This window comes from Shouchella rhizosphaerae, assembly GCF_900142675.1.
Lineage (GTDB): Bacteria > Bacillota > Bacilli > Bacillales > Bacillaceae_D > Shouchella > Shouchella rhizosphaerae.
On record NZ_FRBS01000009.1, the window covers coordinates 31,462 to 48,118 of the forward strand.

Annotated in this window: 13 protein-coding genes; all 13 read left to right on the forward strand. The window is 42.3% G+C overall.

Going from position 1 to position 16,657, the window contains the following annotated elements; translation table 11 throughout:
- Positions 1-40 precede the first annotated feature (40 nt).
- The 13 genes from cdaA to BUC05_RS20140 all read left to right on the forward strand — a co-directional run bounded on the left by cdaA (position 41) and on the right by BUC05_RS20140 (position 16,593).
- Entirely contained in the window at positions 41-865 is an 825-nt protein-coding gene (cdaA, locus tag BUC05_RS20075) for a diadenylate cyclase CdaA (protein WP_011245104.1), read from the forward strand.
- Entirely contained in the window at positions 858-2,081 is a 1,224-nt protein-coding gene (locus BUC05_RS20080; protein WP_011245105.1) for a CdaR family protein, read from the forward strand. Before cdaA ends, BUC05_RS20080 begins: the two co-directional genes overlap by 8 nt.
- A gap of 36 nt (positions 2,082-2,117) precedes the next feature.
- Entirely contained in the window at positions 2,118-3,458 is a 1,341-nt protein-coding gene (glmM, locus tag BUC05_RS20085) for a phosphoglucosamine mutase (RefSeq protein WP_011245106.1), read from the forward strand.
- Between the two features lie 420 nt (positions 3,459-3,878).
- Positions 3,879-5,681: a glutamine--fructose-6-phosphate transaminase (isomerizing) gene (gene glmS / locus BUC05_RS20095; RefSeq protein ID WP_011245108.1), complete on the forward strand. Its 1,803-nt coding sequence runs from the start codon at positions 3,879-3,881 to the stop codon at positions 5,679-5,681.
- A gap of 244 nt (positions 5,682-5,925) precedes the next feature.
- A complete protein-coding gene (locus tag BUC05_RS20100; protein WP_035202372.1) occupies positions 5,926-6,750 on the forward strand; it encodes an AraC family transcriptional regulator in 825 nt (274 codons plus the stop codon).
- 50 nt (positions 6,751-6,800) lie between these two features.
- Complete coding sequence (locus BUC05_RS20105; protein WP_035202374.1) at positions 6,801-7,748, forward strand: proline dehydrogenase family protein; 948 nt, start codon at positions 6,801-6,803, stop codon at positions 7,746-7,748.
- Between the two features lie 744 nt (positions 7,749-8,492).
- Entirely contained in the window at positions 8,493-9,788 is a 1,296-nt protein-coding gene (locus tag BUC05_RS20110; protein WP_035202376.1) for a phosphotransferase, read from the forward strand.
- A 197-nt stretch (positions 9,789-9,985) separates the two neighbouring features.
- Entirely contained in the window at positions 9,986-10,423 is a 438-nt protein-coding gene (locus BUC05_RS20115; protein ID WP_011245113.1) for a helix-turn-helix transcriptional regulator, read from the forward strand.
- On the forward strand, positions 10,420-11,592 hold the full coding sequence (locus tag BUC05_RS20120; RefSeq protein ID WP_035202380.1) for a macrolide family glycosyltransferase: 1,173 nt from the start codon (positions 10,420-10,422) through the stop codon (positions 11,590-11,592). The genes BUC05_RS20115 and BUC05_RS20120 overlap by 4 nt, the downstream gene beginning before the upstream one ends.
- A gap of 329 nt (positions 11,593-11,921) precedes the next feature.
- The gene (locus BUC05_RS20125; RefSeq protein WP_011245115.1) at positions 11,922-12,701 is read left to right on the forward strand and encodes an ABC transporter ATP-binding protein; all 780 of its coding nucleotides are present in this window, start codon (positions 11,922-11,924) and stop codon (positions 12,699-12,701) included.
- Entirely contained in the window at positions 12,691-14,856 is a 2,166-nt protein-coding gene (locus BUC05_RS20130) for an ABC transporter permease (protein ID WP_073305850.1), read from the forward strand. The genes BUC05_RS20125 and BUC05_RS20130 overlap by 11 nt, the downstream gene beginning before the upstream one ends.
- Before the next feature lie 28 nt (positions 14,857-14,884).
- Positions 14,885-15,559, forward strand: coding sequence for a response regulator transcription factor (locus tag BUC05_RS20135; RefSeq protein ID WP_084140106.1), 675 nt, complete (start codon positions 14,885-14,887; stop codon positions 15,557-15,559).
- Positions 15,556-16,593, forward strand: a complete 1,038-nt coding sequence (locus tag BUC05_RS20140; protein WP_011245118.1) for a sensor histidine kinase — start codon at positions 15,556-15,558, stop codon at positions 16,591-16,593. The genes BUC05_RS20135 and BUC05_RS20140 overlap by 4 nt, the downstream gene beginning before the upstream one ends.
- Positions 16,594-16,657: the final 64 nt, after the last annotated feature.

A 16,657-nucleotide genomic window follows, 5' to 3' on the forward strand; every position in this document is an offset into this window, starting at 1 on the left:
TCAAAGGTAAGACTAGACGATTAAACATGGAGGGGCATACATGTTTACGATAGACTTCGAAAATTTGCCATGGCTTGCTTACATTGGCCAAATTGTCGACATTTTGCTTGTTACATATGTTGTGTATAAACTCATTATGATTATTCGCGGCACTCGGGCAGTACAGTTGGTCAAAGGGATCGCTGTCATTTTTATGATATGGTTTGTCAGCAACTTTCTAGGGTTAAGCACATTGGAGTTCATTACCAAGCAAACCGCTACGTTTGGATTGCTGGCGATCATTATTATCTTTCAGCCTGAATTGCGCAGGGGGTTGGAACAACTCGGAAGAAGCCGCCTGTTCACAAGCCGTTCAGCTCCTAAAAATGATTCGATGCAAACGACCATTGATGCCCTCGTTAAAGCGACTTCTTATATGGGGAAGCGACGCATTGGTGCGCTCGTGTCGATTGAAAAGGAGACTGGCTTAAACGATTACGCTGAGACAGGCATTCCAATGCAGGCTGTCCTTACTTCAGAGTTGTTGATTAATATTTTTATCCCCAATACACCGTTGCACGATGGCGCCGTTGTCATCAAGAACGATAAAATTTTGGCCGCAGGCTGTTATTTGCCTCTGTCTGAAGACAATACCATATCAAAAGAGCTAGGGACGCGCCACCGGGCCGCTCTCGGGATCAGTGAAGTAACCGATTGTTTGACATTGATTGTCTCCGAGGAAACGGGAGGCATATCAATATCAAAAAGCGGCACGCTCTACCGTAACTTAAGCGCAGAACAGTTGAGGGAGATGCTTGAGCAGAATTTGCTTCGCGCGACTTCTTCTGAAAACCGCTGGCAGTGGGGTGGTAGAAAAAATGGATAAACTGTTTAATAGCATTTGGTTTGTGCGGATTCTAGCTTTCTTCATTGCATTGATGTTATTTATTATGGTCAACCAAGATAATGTTGGCACACCTTCTCTTTTGCCTGAAGTCACCAACGCTCCTTATACAATCGAAGACCAACCGCTTGAAGTGTTTTATGATGAAACTCGTTTTGAACTAGTTGACCAACCGGAAACAGTGAGTGTGCAACTCCAAGGTTCGCAAGTGTCGATTTCGCTATTCCAGTTGACAAGCAACCGGTCGACAGAAGTGTTTGTGGACGCGACTGATGTGACGACTGAAGGGGAACATGTGCTAGCTGTCAACACACGCAATTTTCCGAGCGATTTGTCAGTAACGACGCAGCCTCAAGTAGTGCGCATCACTTTAAAAGAAAAACAAACGGTCTCGATCCCGGTACGCGTGGAGCTTGAGAATGAAAGTGAACTAGGAGACGAGTTTGCTGCCGGTTCACCAATCGCCAACCCGGTGAATGTGGAAGTGACCGCAGATGGAGACACGATTGACCAAATTGAAGAGGCCAAAGTGTTTGTAGATCTTGAAGGGGTCAAAGAAACGGTTGAAGATGACTACCCTGTCCATTTTTACGATGAGTCAGGGCAAGAACTGGAGATTGAATCAAACCCTAATTTCGTTTCGGTGACAGTGCCAATCACGAGCCCGAATAAACTTGTGCCAGTGAAAATGGTAAAGGAGAATGAGTTGCCAGACGGAATTAGCATTGATGAAGTGACGATTGAACCAAATGAAGTAACCGTTTATGGGCCGACGGATGTCCTGGAAGATATTGAGTTCGTAGAGAGCGAGCCAGTTGACTTAAGCAAAGTTGAAGAAAACGGCGAGGTAACGGCAAAACTGAAAACACCAACGGATGCCGAACGAATTGAACCGAAAGAAGTCCGTGTCCACTTTAGTGTCGGAAAGGAAGAAAGGCAAGCGTTTTCCGACGTGCCGATTGAAATTGTCGGTGCAGAGGGCACTGTCCGTTTCGCAGCAGACCAGCCATCGACAGTCCCAGTAACAGCATTTGGGACTAAAGCCAGGCTAGATCGTTTGAGCATGAACGATATACAATTGCAGGTGGATGCGAGTGGTTCCTATAAAGGAGAACAGTCGCTTCCTATATCGGTAAGTGGACCGCCGCATATCCGCTTCGAACTAGACGACGAGGCGATGTTGCAATTCGAAGAGTGAAAGCAATGAGAACGCATAAAGAAGGAGCGATCAATCATGGGTAAATATTTTGGGACAGATGGCGTCAGGGGGGTAGCCAATTCAGAGCTTACGCCTGAACTCGCGTTTAAGTTAGGGCGCGCTGGCGGTTATGTGCTAACAAAAGAGGCAGCGCAACCTAAGGTGTTGATTGGCCGGGATACGCGTATTTCTGGAGAGATGCTTGAGGCTTCCTTAGTGGCAGGTTTGCTTTCCATTGGCGCCGAAGTTATGCGCCTTGGGGTCATTTCCACCCCTGGCGTTGCGTTCCTGACCAAACAACTAAGCGCAACTGCGGGAATTATGATTTCTGCTTCTCATAATCCGGTTGAAGACAATGGCATTAAATTTTTCGGTTCTGACGGATTTAAGCTGCTTGATTCACAAGAAGAGGAAATAGAAGCACTCATTGATGGCGAAGATACGATGCCTCGTCCGATTGGTGGCGATGTCGGCCAGTTAAATGACTATTTTGAGGGCTCTCAGAAATACATGCAGTTTTTAAAACAAACGGTTGAAGGCGGTTTTGAAGGAATCCACGTCGCCATTGACTGTGCCAACGGTGCTGCCTCATCGTTAGCTACGCACGTACTGGCTGATCTTGATGCTGATATATCGTCGATGGGCTCTTCGCCAAACGGAACCAATATTAATGCATGCTGCGGCTCGACCCATCCTGAAGAGCTGGCAAAGCTAGTTGTGGAAAAACAGGCAGATGTCGGCCTGGCGTTTGACGGCGATGCCGATCGTTTGATCGCAGTCGATGAAAAGGGCGAAATTGTGGACGGCGACAAGATTATGTATATTATCGCTTCCTACTTGAAAGAACAAGGGCGCCTGAACAACAATACGATTGTCACTACTGTAATGAGCAATCTCGGTTTTTACAAAGCACTCGAGGAGAAACAGATCGAGACGAAGCAAACGGCTGTAGGCGACCGTTATGTGATGGAGGAAATGCGTAAAGGAAATTACAACCTTGGCGGCGAACAGTCTGGCCACATTATTTTCCTTGACTACAACACGACAGGCGATGGCTTGCTTACAGGCGTGCAGCTATTAAACATTATGAAACAAACAGGGAAGCCTTTGTCCGAACTGGCGGCAGGCATGAAAACATTTCCGCAATGCTTAATCAACGTCCGCGTTACGGATAAAGATGCAGTTAAAAACAATGCCCTCGTCCAACAAGAAATCAAACGTGTGGAAGAGGCAATGGCTGGAGAGGGACGGATCCTTGTACGCCCGTCTGGCACCGAACCACTTGTGCGTGTGATGGTCGAAGCCAAAACCGACGAGTTGTGCCAACAGTACGCAAACCAAATTGTTGATGTCGTAAAAGAACAGCTTGGAGCTTGATAAAAAAGGCATTGCCGCATGAGGCAATGCCTTTTTTATGTAGCCAAATTCCCGCTAGAACAAGCGCTGTTTTGCCCTTTTCGATAACAAACCGTTCCCCCGAATGAAACAGGTGCATATTTTAAAATTGTGGAGAACCTATGAAATCGATTGACGGCAATTCTCCATTCCTTTATTATGAGTCTTGTATGAATTTCATACACCAAAGCGCCAGGACTGGCATGACGCCAGTTGACGAGGAGAGGGCTAATCGAACTTTCGGCGGGTTCCCTCCGGCTGCGTGTGACAGCCGCAAGCTTTTGTCAAAACAATGGGGTGACCTGTTGCACAAAAACAAAAGCAGCACGCAACAAATTCAAAGAGTGGGGGCACGTCTGCCCCTGCAGGTCGATGCTCCCACTACGGGAGGATACGAAAAATATGTGTGGAATTGTTGGGTACATCGGAAATGAGGATGCAAAGGAAATCTTGCTAAGTGGTCTGGAAAAACTGGAATACCGCGGCTATGACTCCGCTGGCATTGCAGTCCGGACAGAAAGCGATACCGAGGTGTTTAAGGAAAAGGGCCGAATCGCCACATTGCGCAAGGCTGTTGATGAAAATGTCCACTCAACAGTCGGAATCGGGCATACGCGCTGGGCGACTCATGGCGTCCCAAGCCAATTAAACGCACACCCTCATCAAAGCGCCACAGAACGGTATACGCTCGTACACAATGGTGTCATTGAAAACTACGAGCAAATTAAGCGCGATTATTTAGCCGATGTACAGCTAAAAAGCGATACGGACACGGAGGTAATTGTTCAGTTTATTGAACAATTGGCTGGGGAAGGACTTACAACGGAAGAAGCTGTCAGCAAAGCGCTCTCGCTTATGAAGGGCTCTTATGCGATTGCTCTTCTTGATAAGGACGACCCAGACACGATTTTTGTCGGAAAAAACAAGAGCCCGCTTTTAGTTGGTGTTGGCGAAAATGCGAATGTGGTTGCCTCAGACGCAATGGCGATGCTTACCGTCACTGATCAGTTTATTGAAATCATGGATGAAGAGCTCGTGATAGTCAGACGCGATCGCATTGAAATCAAAACATTGGCCGGTGATGTGCAAGAGCGCAAGCCTTACACAGCCGAGCTTGATGTAAGCGACATTGAAAAAGGCACATACGCCCACTTTATGCTAAAAGAGATTGATGAACAACCATTCGTCATTCGCAACATCATCCAAAAGTACCAACACGAAGATGGCAGCACGCGCCTCGATGAAGACATCCGCGCAGCAATGAAAGATAGCGACCGGATTTACATTGTTGCAGCAGGAACAAGCTACCATGCTGGCCTAGTTGGAAAACAGCTGCTCGAACGTGTTTCCGGCAAACCGACAGAAGTGCATATTGCGAGTGAATTTTTGTACAATATGCCGCTCTTATCTGAAAAACCACTCTTTGTCTTTATTTCACAAAGCGGCGAAACGGCTGATTCCCGCGGCGTGCTTGTGAATGTCAAAAAACAAGGCCACCGCACGCTTACGATTACAAATGTGCCAGGATCGACGCTTTCCCGTGAAGCCGATTATACGCTGCACACGTTTGCAGGGCCAGAAATAGCTGTTGCTTCTACGAAAGCATACACAGCACAAATTGCTGTTCTCGCCTTGCTTGCCGTTGATGTAGCCAACGCAGCAGGAAAAACGCTTGATTTTGACTTGCTGCAAGAGCTAGCCATTGCTGCCAATGCAATGGAGTCGCTCTGCAACCAAAAAGACGAAATGGAACAAATTGCCCGCGATTACTTATCCGTAACACGCAATGCATTTTTTATAGGCCGCACAGCTGATTACTTCGTGGCCCTTGAAGGCGCATTGAAGCTAAAAGAGATTTCGTATATTCAAGCAGAAGGATTTGCCGGCGGCGAACTGAAGCATGGCACCATCGCGCTTATTGAAGACGGAACGCCTGTCATTGCCCTCGCTACGCAAGAGCATGTCAACTTAAGCATTCGCGGCAATGTGCAAGAAGTCGCAAGCCGAGGCGCAGCCACTGCGATCATTTCGATGGAAGGTTTGGACCAAGAAGGCGATGCGGTCGTCTTGCCGCGCGTACACGAATTGCTGACGCCACTTGTTTCGGTCATTCCGACACAGCTGATTGCCTACTATGCCGCGCTGCACAGAGGCTGTGACGTTGACAAACCGCGGAACTTAGCGAAGAGCGTGACGGTGGAGTAAGGTTGTAGTTATCCTGAATGAGAAATCCGGCTTTTAAAAAAGTCATGAAGGTTCACCCCTTTGGTTGTCTTAGCCAAAGGGGTGTTTTTTGTAGGCGAACAAAGAACCGTTGTTTTCTAATTGTAATCGAATTTTTCCGATCCCTAGACATGTACAAAGGAGATGTTTTTAAGTCAATATCTTACAAGAGCGCTTTACCCAAATGTGCTACACTCAGTATTAGAAATGAAAAGGAGGTTGTTCGGTGGGACGAGAAGAAAGAACGGTACGTTTTGATCATGATTTACAAATAGAAGCCTATCGGTTTGAAGGAATCATGCAAAAGTTTCCGAACCACTTCCATGAATATTATGTAATTGGCTATATAGAGAGTGGACAAAGACGGTTATCTTGTAAGAACAGCGACTATCTAATAGGTACAGGTGATGTTATCTTTTTTAACCCTCTGGACAATCATGCCTGTGAATCCGTTGACAACCAAACACTTGATTATCGCTGTTTGAATATTAAGCCTGAAATCATGCGAAAAGTCACAAAAGAGATTACAGGGCAAGATTATCTTCCTTCCTTTTCTTCTCCGGTTGCTTATCGGAGTGGACAAGCTCAATTATTGCATCATCTTCACCAGATGATTATGGATGAAGTTATAGATTTGGAGAAAGAAGAAACGTTTTATTTCTTGATTCAGCAACTTATTGAAGAATATACCGAAGCGAACACAGATACTGAATCGATAGCGATTAAGCAAGAAATTGAACAGGTCTGTCGTTACCTAGAAGTCCATTATGCAGAACAAATTACGTTAGACCATTTAGCAAAAATAGCGAACATGAACAAATATTCTTTGTTACGCTCATTTACGCGAATTCGAGGGATTACCCCGTATCGTTACTTACAAACCGTACGTATTAGTGAAGCAAAGAAACGGTTGGAAAAGGGTTTAAAACCACTTGATGCAGCAATCGAGACAGGTTTTGTAGACCAAAGTCACTTTAGTAAGTTTTTTATGGATTTTATTGGATTAACACCTGGGCAATACAGGGATATTTTTATCCAGAATCGTAAATAGCTTCCGTATGGACGTTTTCATTCTAAATCAAATGTGGATGTGATGATCTTATGATTAATGAAGAAGCTCGCTTTTCTAAAGCTTTAAAATCGATTGCTAGAAATCATGAACTCAAAGCATATATTCAAAATTCCAAAGAGCTTTTCCCGATTTTAATGAAAGGTGCGAACCGATTTGTGGCTGGGGAGACACGCAGGGAAGGGATAGAACGTGTTATAAAGCTATATAACAAAGGATACCAGGTTTCACTAGAATTTATTGGCGAAAATACAACTTCTGAAGAAGAATGCATGGATGCCAAAAATGAATTCATAGAACTAATCAAAGACCTCGGGCATAAGCAAATGAAAGCTACCGTGTCATTTGATCTTTCCCATATTGGAATGATGATTTCTGACTCAGTGGCATTTACGAATTTAGAAGAATTAGCAAAAGTAGCACATCAACATAATATTCAACTAATGATAAGTATGGAAGAATCGCAAAAAACAGATACCATTTTATCACTATACAAACGGATAGCAAAGTCATTCTCAAGTGTTGGAATAACCTTACAAGTTCATTTGGAACGTTCATCGATGGACCTAAACGATCTATTGAAGACTCCAGGTAGAATCCGTTTAGTAAAGGGCGCTTATCAAGAGCCTGAAGGCATCTATATTCCAAGATCGGAAGAATTAAATAAACGGTATATAGAATTTGTATCTATGTGTGTAGAGCGGAATCAACCATTATCTATTGCAACACATGATGAAAATCTATTGACGGAATTAAAAGCGAAAGGGCTTCTTTACAGGCCAAATGTTGAAGTAGAGATGTTGGATGGTGTACGACCTGACTTATTAAGATCTTTAAAAGAGGATGGCATTCAGGCTAAAGTGTATGTAACATATGGTAGCGAGTGGTATTTGTATGTCGTTCATCGTATTGCTGAATACCCTCCAAATATTTATACGTTCCTTTCAGATGTGATTGGACAACATACTGCCGGGGAATAGGGATATATTTCCAATAACTTGATGATTATGGGTAAAAAATCCTCGGGCAACAGCAAGGGAGACCTATCTAAAAGTTGAACGTGAGTATCCCAACCATATAAATACGAAATAGGAATACTACTTCTCTACAAATGCTATGTACTATGAACAACACATTGCCGAAAAAATAGAAGCAGCATATAGCCGCTTCTATTCGTTACTTCGTTAATTCGATTCCTTTTTCTTAGCTCCTTTATAAATAGTTAAAACAATGATGACCATAATTAAAGGAACCGCTATGAACGTACCAAACAACATCATTGTATTCCAAGGCATTTAGTTAGCTCCTTTCCCATTCGTATTAATGCAATTAAGTCCAAGTGTTCGTTGTAACATCGTAAGCACCACCTGACTTTGTAAGGACAGAAGCTCTCGTCCACATTGTTGCTAAGATAGAATTGTATCTCTGTCTAGAAAAAGAAGATAACGTTAGTAGTTAAGCATTCCTTTTTAGGATATCATGGAATTCCTGTAATACAATAGGCTTGCTGAATGTGTTAATGTGATTATACAGGAATCCTCTATGGAGAACTTATGAAGTTTGATTCGCATAACATCCAATTGAGGAGAGGTTCCCCATCTCTATGTTTCAGTTTCTACAGCCCAGCCCCCCTTCCTTTTAATCGGGACGCGTTTTCGCTAACTAGGCATAAAGCATAGAATGGCATAATTTAGAGCGATGACTCATGTGAAAAGGTGAGAGTTATGGGTAGCCATTGGGTATATAAGCTTATTGTATATTCGAAACTTAAGAATAAATTAATGCTTACTTATGACAAAAATGAATTCTCCCTACCTTCTTACCAACCTGAATTGGCTCATGTGGCAATAGTAGGACATATAAATGAATTTGTAAAAGAGCATTTTCAGCTGAAAACGACTGTACTAAGGTGCTGTCGTCAACTCGAGAATATACGAATATATGAAGTAGAGATTCTGGAAGAAGAAAGCGTCCAATTTGCTAATCACGTATGGCTAACTTTATCACAACCTAGTGATTTTAAAAAATTGAATAGTGATGACCAAACGATACTGAAAAGTTGGATAGACACTCAAAGGTCAGCTGGCATTCCATGGTTTCATGTAGGATGGAGAAACCAAATGGAGAGATGGGCAGCCAATGTTTTGTCAAACAGTTCTTTAACATTTGCACAAATTAGAAGCTGGGAAAGGTCGGCTTTGTTTCGAATCATTTCAGATACACAGAACTACTATTTTAAAGCAGTACCGGATGTATTTAATCATGAACCTTTATTGAGCGATTACTTATTTCAACATTATCCTTTGTACGTACCTGAAATTGTACAAGTCGAACCGAACAAAAACTGGTATATCATGCGAGAAATACAAGGTTCTTTACTTGGCCAGACCGGAAAAATCGCTTACTGGAGACAAGCGATTGAACAGTTAGCAGTTATGCAAAAGCAATCTACTCGACATATTGACGAATTGAAAAAACGAAATTGTCCAGTTAGGCCTGTAGCAAAGGTAATTAAATCGTATGTAAAGTGTTCATTCGATGATTTATATGAGAGCCATCATATTTCGAGTGAGACCTATCAAAAGTTGAACACGAGTATCCCAACCATCATAAATATATGCGACAAGATAGAAAAATCGAATATTCCACTCGCCTTAGAGCATGGTGACTTTTTTGGTGGAAATATAATGGTGCAAAACGGTCAACCGGTTATTTATGACTGGTCTGATTGTACGTTATCACACCCGTTTCTGAGTATAATGGTCATCCTAAAAGAAGTGGAACAGTTTTTTTCAGAAGAAGTTGCTCAGTCATTGTTAAATGATTATTTGGAAAAATGGAGTGGCTTTGATTCTAAGCCCCATCTCATTGAGGAATATAATTGGCTGAAGGTCATTGCTCCTGTTTATTATCTAACGATTTATCAAACGTTTATCTTTCCTGCTTTTAATGACAATTGGGATAAACAACAAATAATAGAGGGTTACATCACGGAGTGGTTGACTATGCCAATGCTATAAACTCTCTTTTTCAAGCTGTAGAGACTAGTGTCTACCTTGCAGTCTTTGTTCATTGCTTCTTGTCGCCTAGTTCCATTATAGCTTGAGTATGAACATGGCTACGTATATGCCACAATTTTTAACAACAACTGTTATATAAAGTTGATAGACTTTACGTTAAATCGTCTGTAGATTGGAGATAGAAGGGGACGGAAGAAATGATTGGTATCAATATACGTGTTTTACGTAAAAAGCATAAACTGAGTCAGGAACAATTGGCTGAAAAGGTAAATGTCTCACGACAGACTGTAGCAAAGTGGGAAAGCGAAGAAGCTTTTCCAGATATTTTTAAATGCAAGATGCTTAGTGATATATTTCAAGTAACGATTGATCAATTATCCCGAGATATGAGTGAAGAAGAAGCAAACCAGCTTCGTCCTAAGGGAAAGCAGTTTTTTGGTGTTGTGAAGGTGGGAGAACGGGGACAAATGGTGATTCCGAAACAGGCACGAGAAATGTATCAAATTCATGCAGGAGACAAACTGGTTGTCTTGGGAGAAGATGCGACAAAGGGAATCGCTATTTTGAAAAGTGAAGGCTTTCTGGAATTTGCCGACATGATTCGAAAGGCTGAACTGAAGGGTGAAACGGAATGAGTAAAATCGTTTTTTTCTCGATACCAGCACATGGCCACACGAACCCCACTATTCCGGTGGTAAGCGAATTAGTAAATAAAGGGCACCAAGTTTGGTATTATTCTTTTTTAGAGTTTCAACATAAAATAAAAGAAGCTGGCGCTATATTTATTGCTTGTGATAATTTTTTACCTCAAGTTTCACAAAAAGAGCTGGATAGTAAAGTAGGTAAAGACTTTGCAGCATTGATTGAAATGACAGCCGAGACAACAATGGCCTTGGATCAAAAGGTTTGTAAAGAATTAAAAGAAATTCAACCAGACTGTATTGTGTACGACTCGATGTGCATGTGGGGGAAATTATTTGCTGAAAAACTAGGAATACCCTCTATTTGTTCGACTACTTCGTTTGCTTTTAATCAACATACAGCAAAATTGATGAAGAGGAGCTTCATAGAAATCTGGAGAATGATTGTAGGCATGCGAAGGGTAAACAAAAAGATTAAGCAATTAAACGATCACGGTTATCGAGTAAAGAATGTAGTGTCCTTAATTCAAAATGATAATGAAACGGACACCATTGTGTACACGTCGAAGGATTTTCAGCCTCTGGCGGATACTTTTTCAGAACGCTATACGTTTGTCGGACCATCCATAAGGCAAACGGAGCCACTACAGGATGGTATAAGAGGGAGAAAAACAATCTATATCTCCCTTGGAACGGTACTCAATCAAAATCAAGATTTTTACGAAAACTGCCTTGTTGCATTTGCAAACGCGGATTATGATGTGGTGATGTCTGTTGGTGATAAAACGGATATTTCGTCTCTTGGTCGTATACCTGAAAACTTCACAGTAAAAAACGTGGTGGAGCAGATCTCTGTATTACAGGAAGCAGATGTATTTATTACCCATTGTGGAATGAATAGCACAAGTGAGGGCCTCTATTTTGGCGTTCCATTGATTTTATTTCCACAGCATGGCGAACAAAGAATGGTCGCTGATCGGGTTGCAGAGCTAGGCGCAGGATTTAAACTTAACTCTAATAAGCCAAAGCATTTAGCGGCAGCAGTAGCTGAAGTGCTTGTGAATCCTACCTATAAAAAAGAAGCACAGAAATTGGCAAAAAGCTTTCGGGAGGCAGGCGGTGCTGCCAAAGCAGCCAGTGTGATTCTGAGTAAAATTAGCTAGAAATCTAATGGAAAATCAAAGTACTGGGTTTATATTAAGTGAAATCAATATCGCTGTCCACATTCGTAAAGTGTTTGGTCAAAATGCCGAACGCTTTATTTATTTTTATGAAGGACAAGGCGTTAATGTTTTTCCACTGAAATTACAAGACTAGATTTTCTGTGTATCGATCCTGCCCCCATACGTTGTAAGTCAGGGCACCGCAATGAAAGCTAGGTCCCTTACACCATCTGTAAGTATTTTTCTGATTTTAGGCTGGTTATAATGTGTATAGCTTCATCGATCGATGATCATTCCGGAAAATGAGAATCAAAGAGGGAGAGTTATACATGAGCAGCCAAGGGAAATTATTAGAGGTGCAAGACTTACAAAAACACTACGGAAAGAAAAACAATAGAACGAAAGCTTTAAACGGTGTTCGGTTTGATATTCTTCCTGGAGAATTTTTAGGAATCATGGGGCCGAGTGGCTCTGGCAAGACGACGTTGTTAAACTGCATTGCGACCATTATCAAACCGACATCGGGGCGCGTCCTTTTAAATGGGCAAAACATTAGCGCGTTTGACAGCAAGGATTTGGCAGCGTATCGCGGCAGTCGTATTGGCTATTTGTTTCAGGACTTTGAACTGCTGGATAATTTAACGGGGCAAGAGAACATATTATTGCCATTGTCCATCCATGGAATTGATTTTGCCAAAGCACAAGCGAAAATAAATGAGCTAGCAGGTTTTTTAGAAATAACCGACATTCTTAACAAATTTCCCGCTCAGATGTCTGGAGGGCAAAAGCAAAGAGTCGCCGCTGCCCGTTGCTTGATTTCTGACCCTGATATTGTGCTTGCTGATGAACCGACAGGGGCTTTGGACACACGCTCGGCAAAAACGTTAATGAACAAGTTGGAAGGGATTAACCAGAGTAGTGGAAGAACGATTTTAATGGTTAGCCATGACCCGAATGCAGCAAGTTTCTGCTCAAGAATTCTATTTATTCAAGACGGTGTCATTTTTCATGAACTGCGTCGAAAACAGGATGAGTCACAAGAACGATTTTATGAACGAATTTTACAGGTATTAGCTCAGCTTGGGGGAGGAAGCGCCAATGTTCTCTAGGCTGGTTTTTCGTAATGCCAAACGAAGCCGCAAGGAAAATGCGATTTATTTTGCTACTCTTGTAACGGCAGTCGCTTCGTTTTATATCATTCTTTCGCTCGGGAAACAAGATGTTATCATATTTTTAAGGGAGTTTGAGAGTGATGCGATTGATAAGCTGCTAGCTGAAATGCGGATTGTCTATCTGTTTGCGTTATTTTTATTGTTTTTCTTAGTTTTATTTGCCAATCGGTACCAATTGAATCGAAGAAGTAAAGAGTTTGGGCTTTACCTTATGTTAGGAATGCGCAAGGAGCGTCTAATTGTCCAGCTTTTGGCTGAGGGGCTGATGACTTCGATTTTGGCACTTGCTGGAGGCCTTTTAGTAGGGGGCTTCTTAGCAGAAATCATTAGTTTGACCGTTTCTAAGTTAGTTGGACAGGGGATCATCGGCCATCAATTTAGTTTGTCCGTAGAGGCGATTGTTTTTACGATTCTTGGTTTTTTATTGATCCAGTTTATTGCATTGGTCATGCTTGGTGGAAGATTGTTTCAACAGGAAGTCCATCAATTACTGTATGAGCAAATGGATAAGAAAACGGATATGGGTCATGTGAAAGGCAACGCACTCCATGTAGGACTAGGTTCTGTCTTACTAGGTGTTGCCTATTGGATCGTCTTATATCGGTTTGCGGATTTTGGCGGACTGCTTCTGTTTGCGGCACTCCTTTTTGGAAGCTTAGGAACGATCCTTTTTATAAGGGGATTTGGAAAACTACTAGGCATTTGGGCAAGTTTGTCCAAGCGTAAATCGATGAAAGGGCTGCACACCTTTACATTAAGGCAGTTTCAAGAGAATGTTGCTAACCGGTCAACTGCGGTTGCGGTCACATCGATTCTGCTCACGTTGTCGATTATTTTGATTGCCAATGGTGCTTCAACGATTTTAAGTTTAGACAGTTTGTATAATCGAGATTCCTCAGTATATGATTTTACGGTTAACGGAGAGAGTCAAAAAGTGGAGCCATTTTTGGCTTCGGAAAAAATGCGCCCTTATGTCGAAGACTCAAACCTGTTGGAAATGGGAAAGATGAACGATCAGGGAGAGCGCGCGGAAGATGGGATGCCACTGTCATTGGTTGATTGGTCTAAATTAAAAGAGCAACTCATCTTGGCTTTGCCTAGCCACTATAAGGAGCAACTTTTGTCTGGAGAAATGCAAAGTTACGATATTAGTTCGGAGAACCCCGAAGCCCTTAATTTGCTAGGGGTGTTAGAAATGGATACAACGACACCTTATCTAATTCCTGAATCGTCATATAATGGACTTTTAACAGCAATAGGAGAACAACCCCTGAACCTTGATTCAGATGAAATCGCCTTGTACTTTAACCCGGATTTTGTCCCTATGGAAAATCTTGATCGCATGCCTGTACTTGAGTCGATTCTTGATAAGGCGGCAAAAGAGGGGCAACGTTTGCTGAGTATTGATAATCAAGACTTGTTTATACGCCCGTCGATTCCTATGAGAGGATTGGTAGCGGACCGTTCCGTGGAAATCTTTTCAGCCTTTATTGTGACTGACCGGATGTTTGAACAATTAGTCAATAAAGAAACGTATGTGTCCTATTGGAATTTCCGAATCCCGCAAAAGTTGCAGGAGCAGCAAGGTTTAATGAAACCACTAATGGAGGCTAGAGACGTATTAACAACTTCAGGCTTCCCGTTTGAAAGTTATTTGCAAAACTTCGGGCGCAGGCTCTTCTATGTGGTTGCTGGGAGTTATACTGTCTTGTATATGGGATTCTTGTTCTTAATCATTGCTTGCACGGTATTGGCTTTACAATTTTTGACGCAAATGAAGCAGACTGGAGGGCGCTATGTCACCCTGTCGATGTTAGGCGCCAAACGTGATCAAATGAAAAAATCGATGCATACACAGGTGTTGTGTGCCTTTATGTTGCCGATGTCCCTCGCATGCGTAAGTGCAGCTGTTGGGATAAGGGCAATGATTTCATTTGTGGTCATTCGCTTTGAGGACGATCCCCTCCTGTATCCTATCGCGTTTGCCTTTGCCTGTATTGTGATCGCCACTGTGGCGATTTATGGAGTCGCTGTTGCCCGTTCGGCTGACCATGAGATCGATAAATTACGATGGAAGCCAAACATCGATTAACAAGTATCTGTACAGAGGAGGTGCTAAAGTGGCGAGGATTGCAATCGTTGAAGACGATGTATGGATGAGAGAAGAGTTAATGGATATTTTGAAAAAAGAAGGATTTGATGTCGTAGCCGTTACAGTTTTCCACGACATTGCCCATCAAATTGCCACTTTGGCACCTGACTTAGTCTTGTTAGACATCAATTTACCAGGGCAATCTGGATTTGATCTATGCAAAAGCCTAAAATCGAAAGGGATTGGCCCAATATTGATTTTGACGTCGAGAGACAAGTTACAAGATGAGTTACATGGCTTTCATTTAGGTGCCGATGATTATTTGACGAAACCATGCAATCGCGATCGCTTATTGGCCCGCATTCAAAACTTGTTAAGAAGGTTTGCGAGACAGCCAGGCTTGGTCGATGGCGGCGATTTTTCGCTTGATCCCAATACCTATACGTTGTATAAGGGATCCGAGTCGCTCGTTTTATCAACGAATGAAGGAAAAATTTTATTGGCGTTAGTACAGAGTCGCCCTGAAATTGTGTCAAAAAAAGCGTTGAGTGAGCTTTTATGGGGAACCGACCAATTTATAGACGAAAATGCCATCCAAGTTAATCTCACGCGTTTGCGAAAGACGCTGCGGCCATTAAACTTAGAAGACCAAATTGAAACGGTAAGGGGCCAAGGGTATCGACTGAAGGAGTATAGACGATGAATCGGATCAAACACATTTATGCGTGTTTTCATGCGCATAAGCAATGGTTTTTTATGTTAATGTTAACCAATCTTTTATTTATTTTTTTCGCTTGGTTAGCTTACCCTGAAACGTTTAACGTTTTAGTAAGCTTAATGGTTGTTTTTACGTTAGCGATGATATCGGTATCTGTATTTCTGATTATAAGAAAGGAAAGAAGAATTGAAGCTGCCTTTGAAGATTTTTTGTTAGAACCGAATGAGGCAAACGAAGAAATGTTATGCCGTGTATCTCCGAAAACACATTGGTCATTTATCCGCAGAATTGGAAACGTTCTAAGGTCCCACCAAGAGGAACGAAATCAACAAGTGCTTGAGCTCGCCGATTATGAAAACTACATTGAAGGTTGGGTTCATGAAATGAAAAAACCGCTGTCATTGATGACATTGGTTTTAGATAACCGCAGTGATGAAATGTCTCCCCTCGTTCGACAGCGTATGCTTCATGTCAGAGATCAAATTCGTGGAGATGTCGAGCGAATTTTATATTATGCCAGACTTGGAGCTGCCCATAAAGATTATCTGTTTGAGTCGATTCCTATCCTAGCGTTTTGTAAACGGACAATTGTAGATTACCAAACACTACTTGATGAATCTGGTTTTCAAATCCAGTTCAAAGGCGAAGAGATGGAAATTCTCTCCGACCGCAAAGGTCTAGCGTTTATTATAGAACAGGTTATTGCCAATAGTACAAAACACGTTACACTAAATCAGGATGATCCATTGATCACATTTGAAACCATGTATGACGAAAACAGAGACCAAACGATTTTGCATATTCGTGATAATGGACCTGGTGTTTCGGGAGAAGATTTACCGTTTATTTTTGATAAAGGTTTTACTGGAGGGCGAGGGGCTTACACAAGGCAAGCAACAGGGATGGGGCTTTTTTTAGTGAGCAAAATGGCTGATGATTTAGCGATTCAGTTGGAGGCCACGTCAGAGCCTGGCTCGGGTTTGACGTTGTCGTTAAAATTTCCGAATGTGAAAACATAGGATGTCGTACTGACACGTCCTTGCTTCCATGTGAAAGGCATGGAGGGATGCAGTACGACATCTT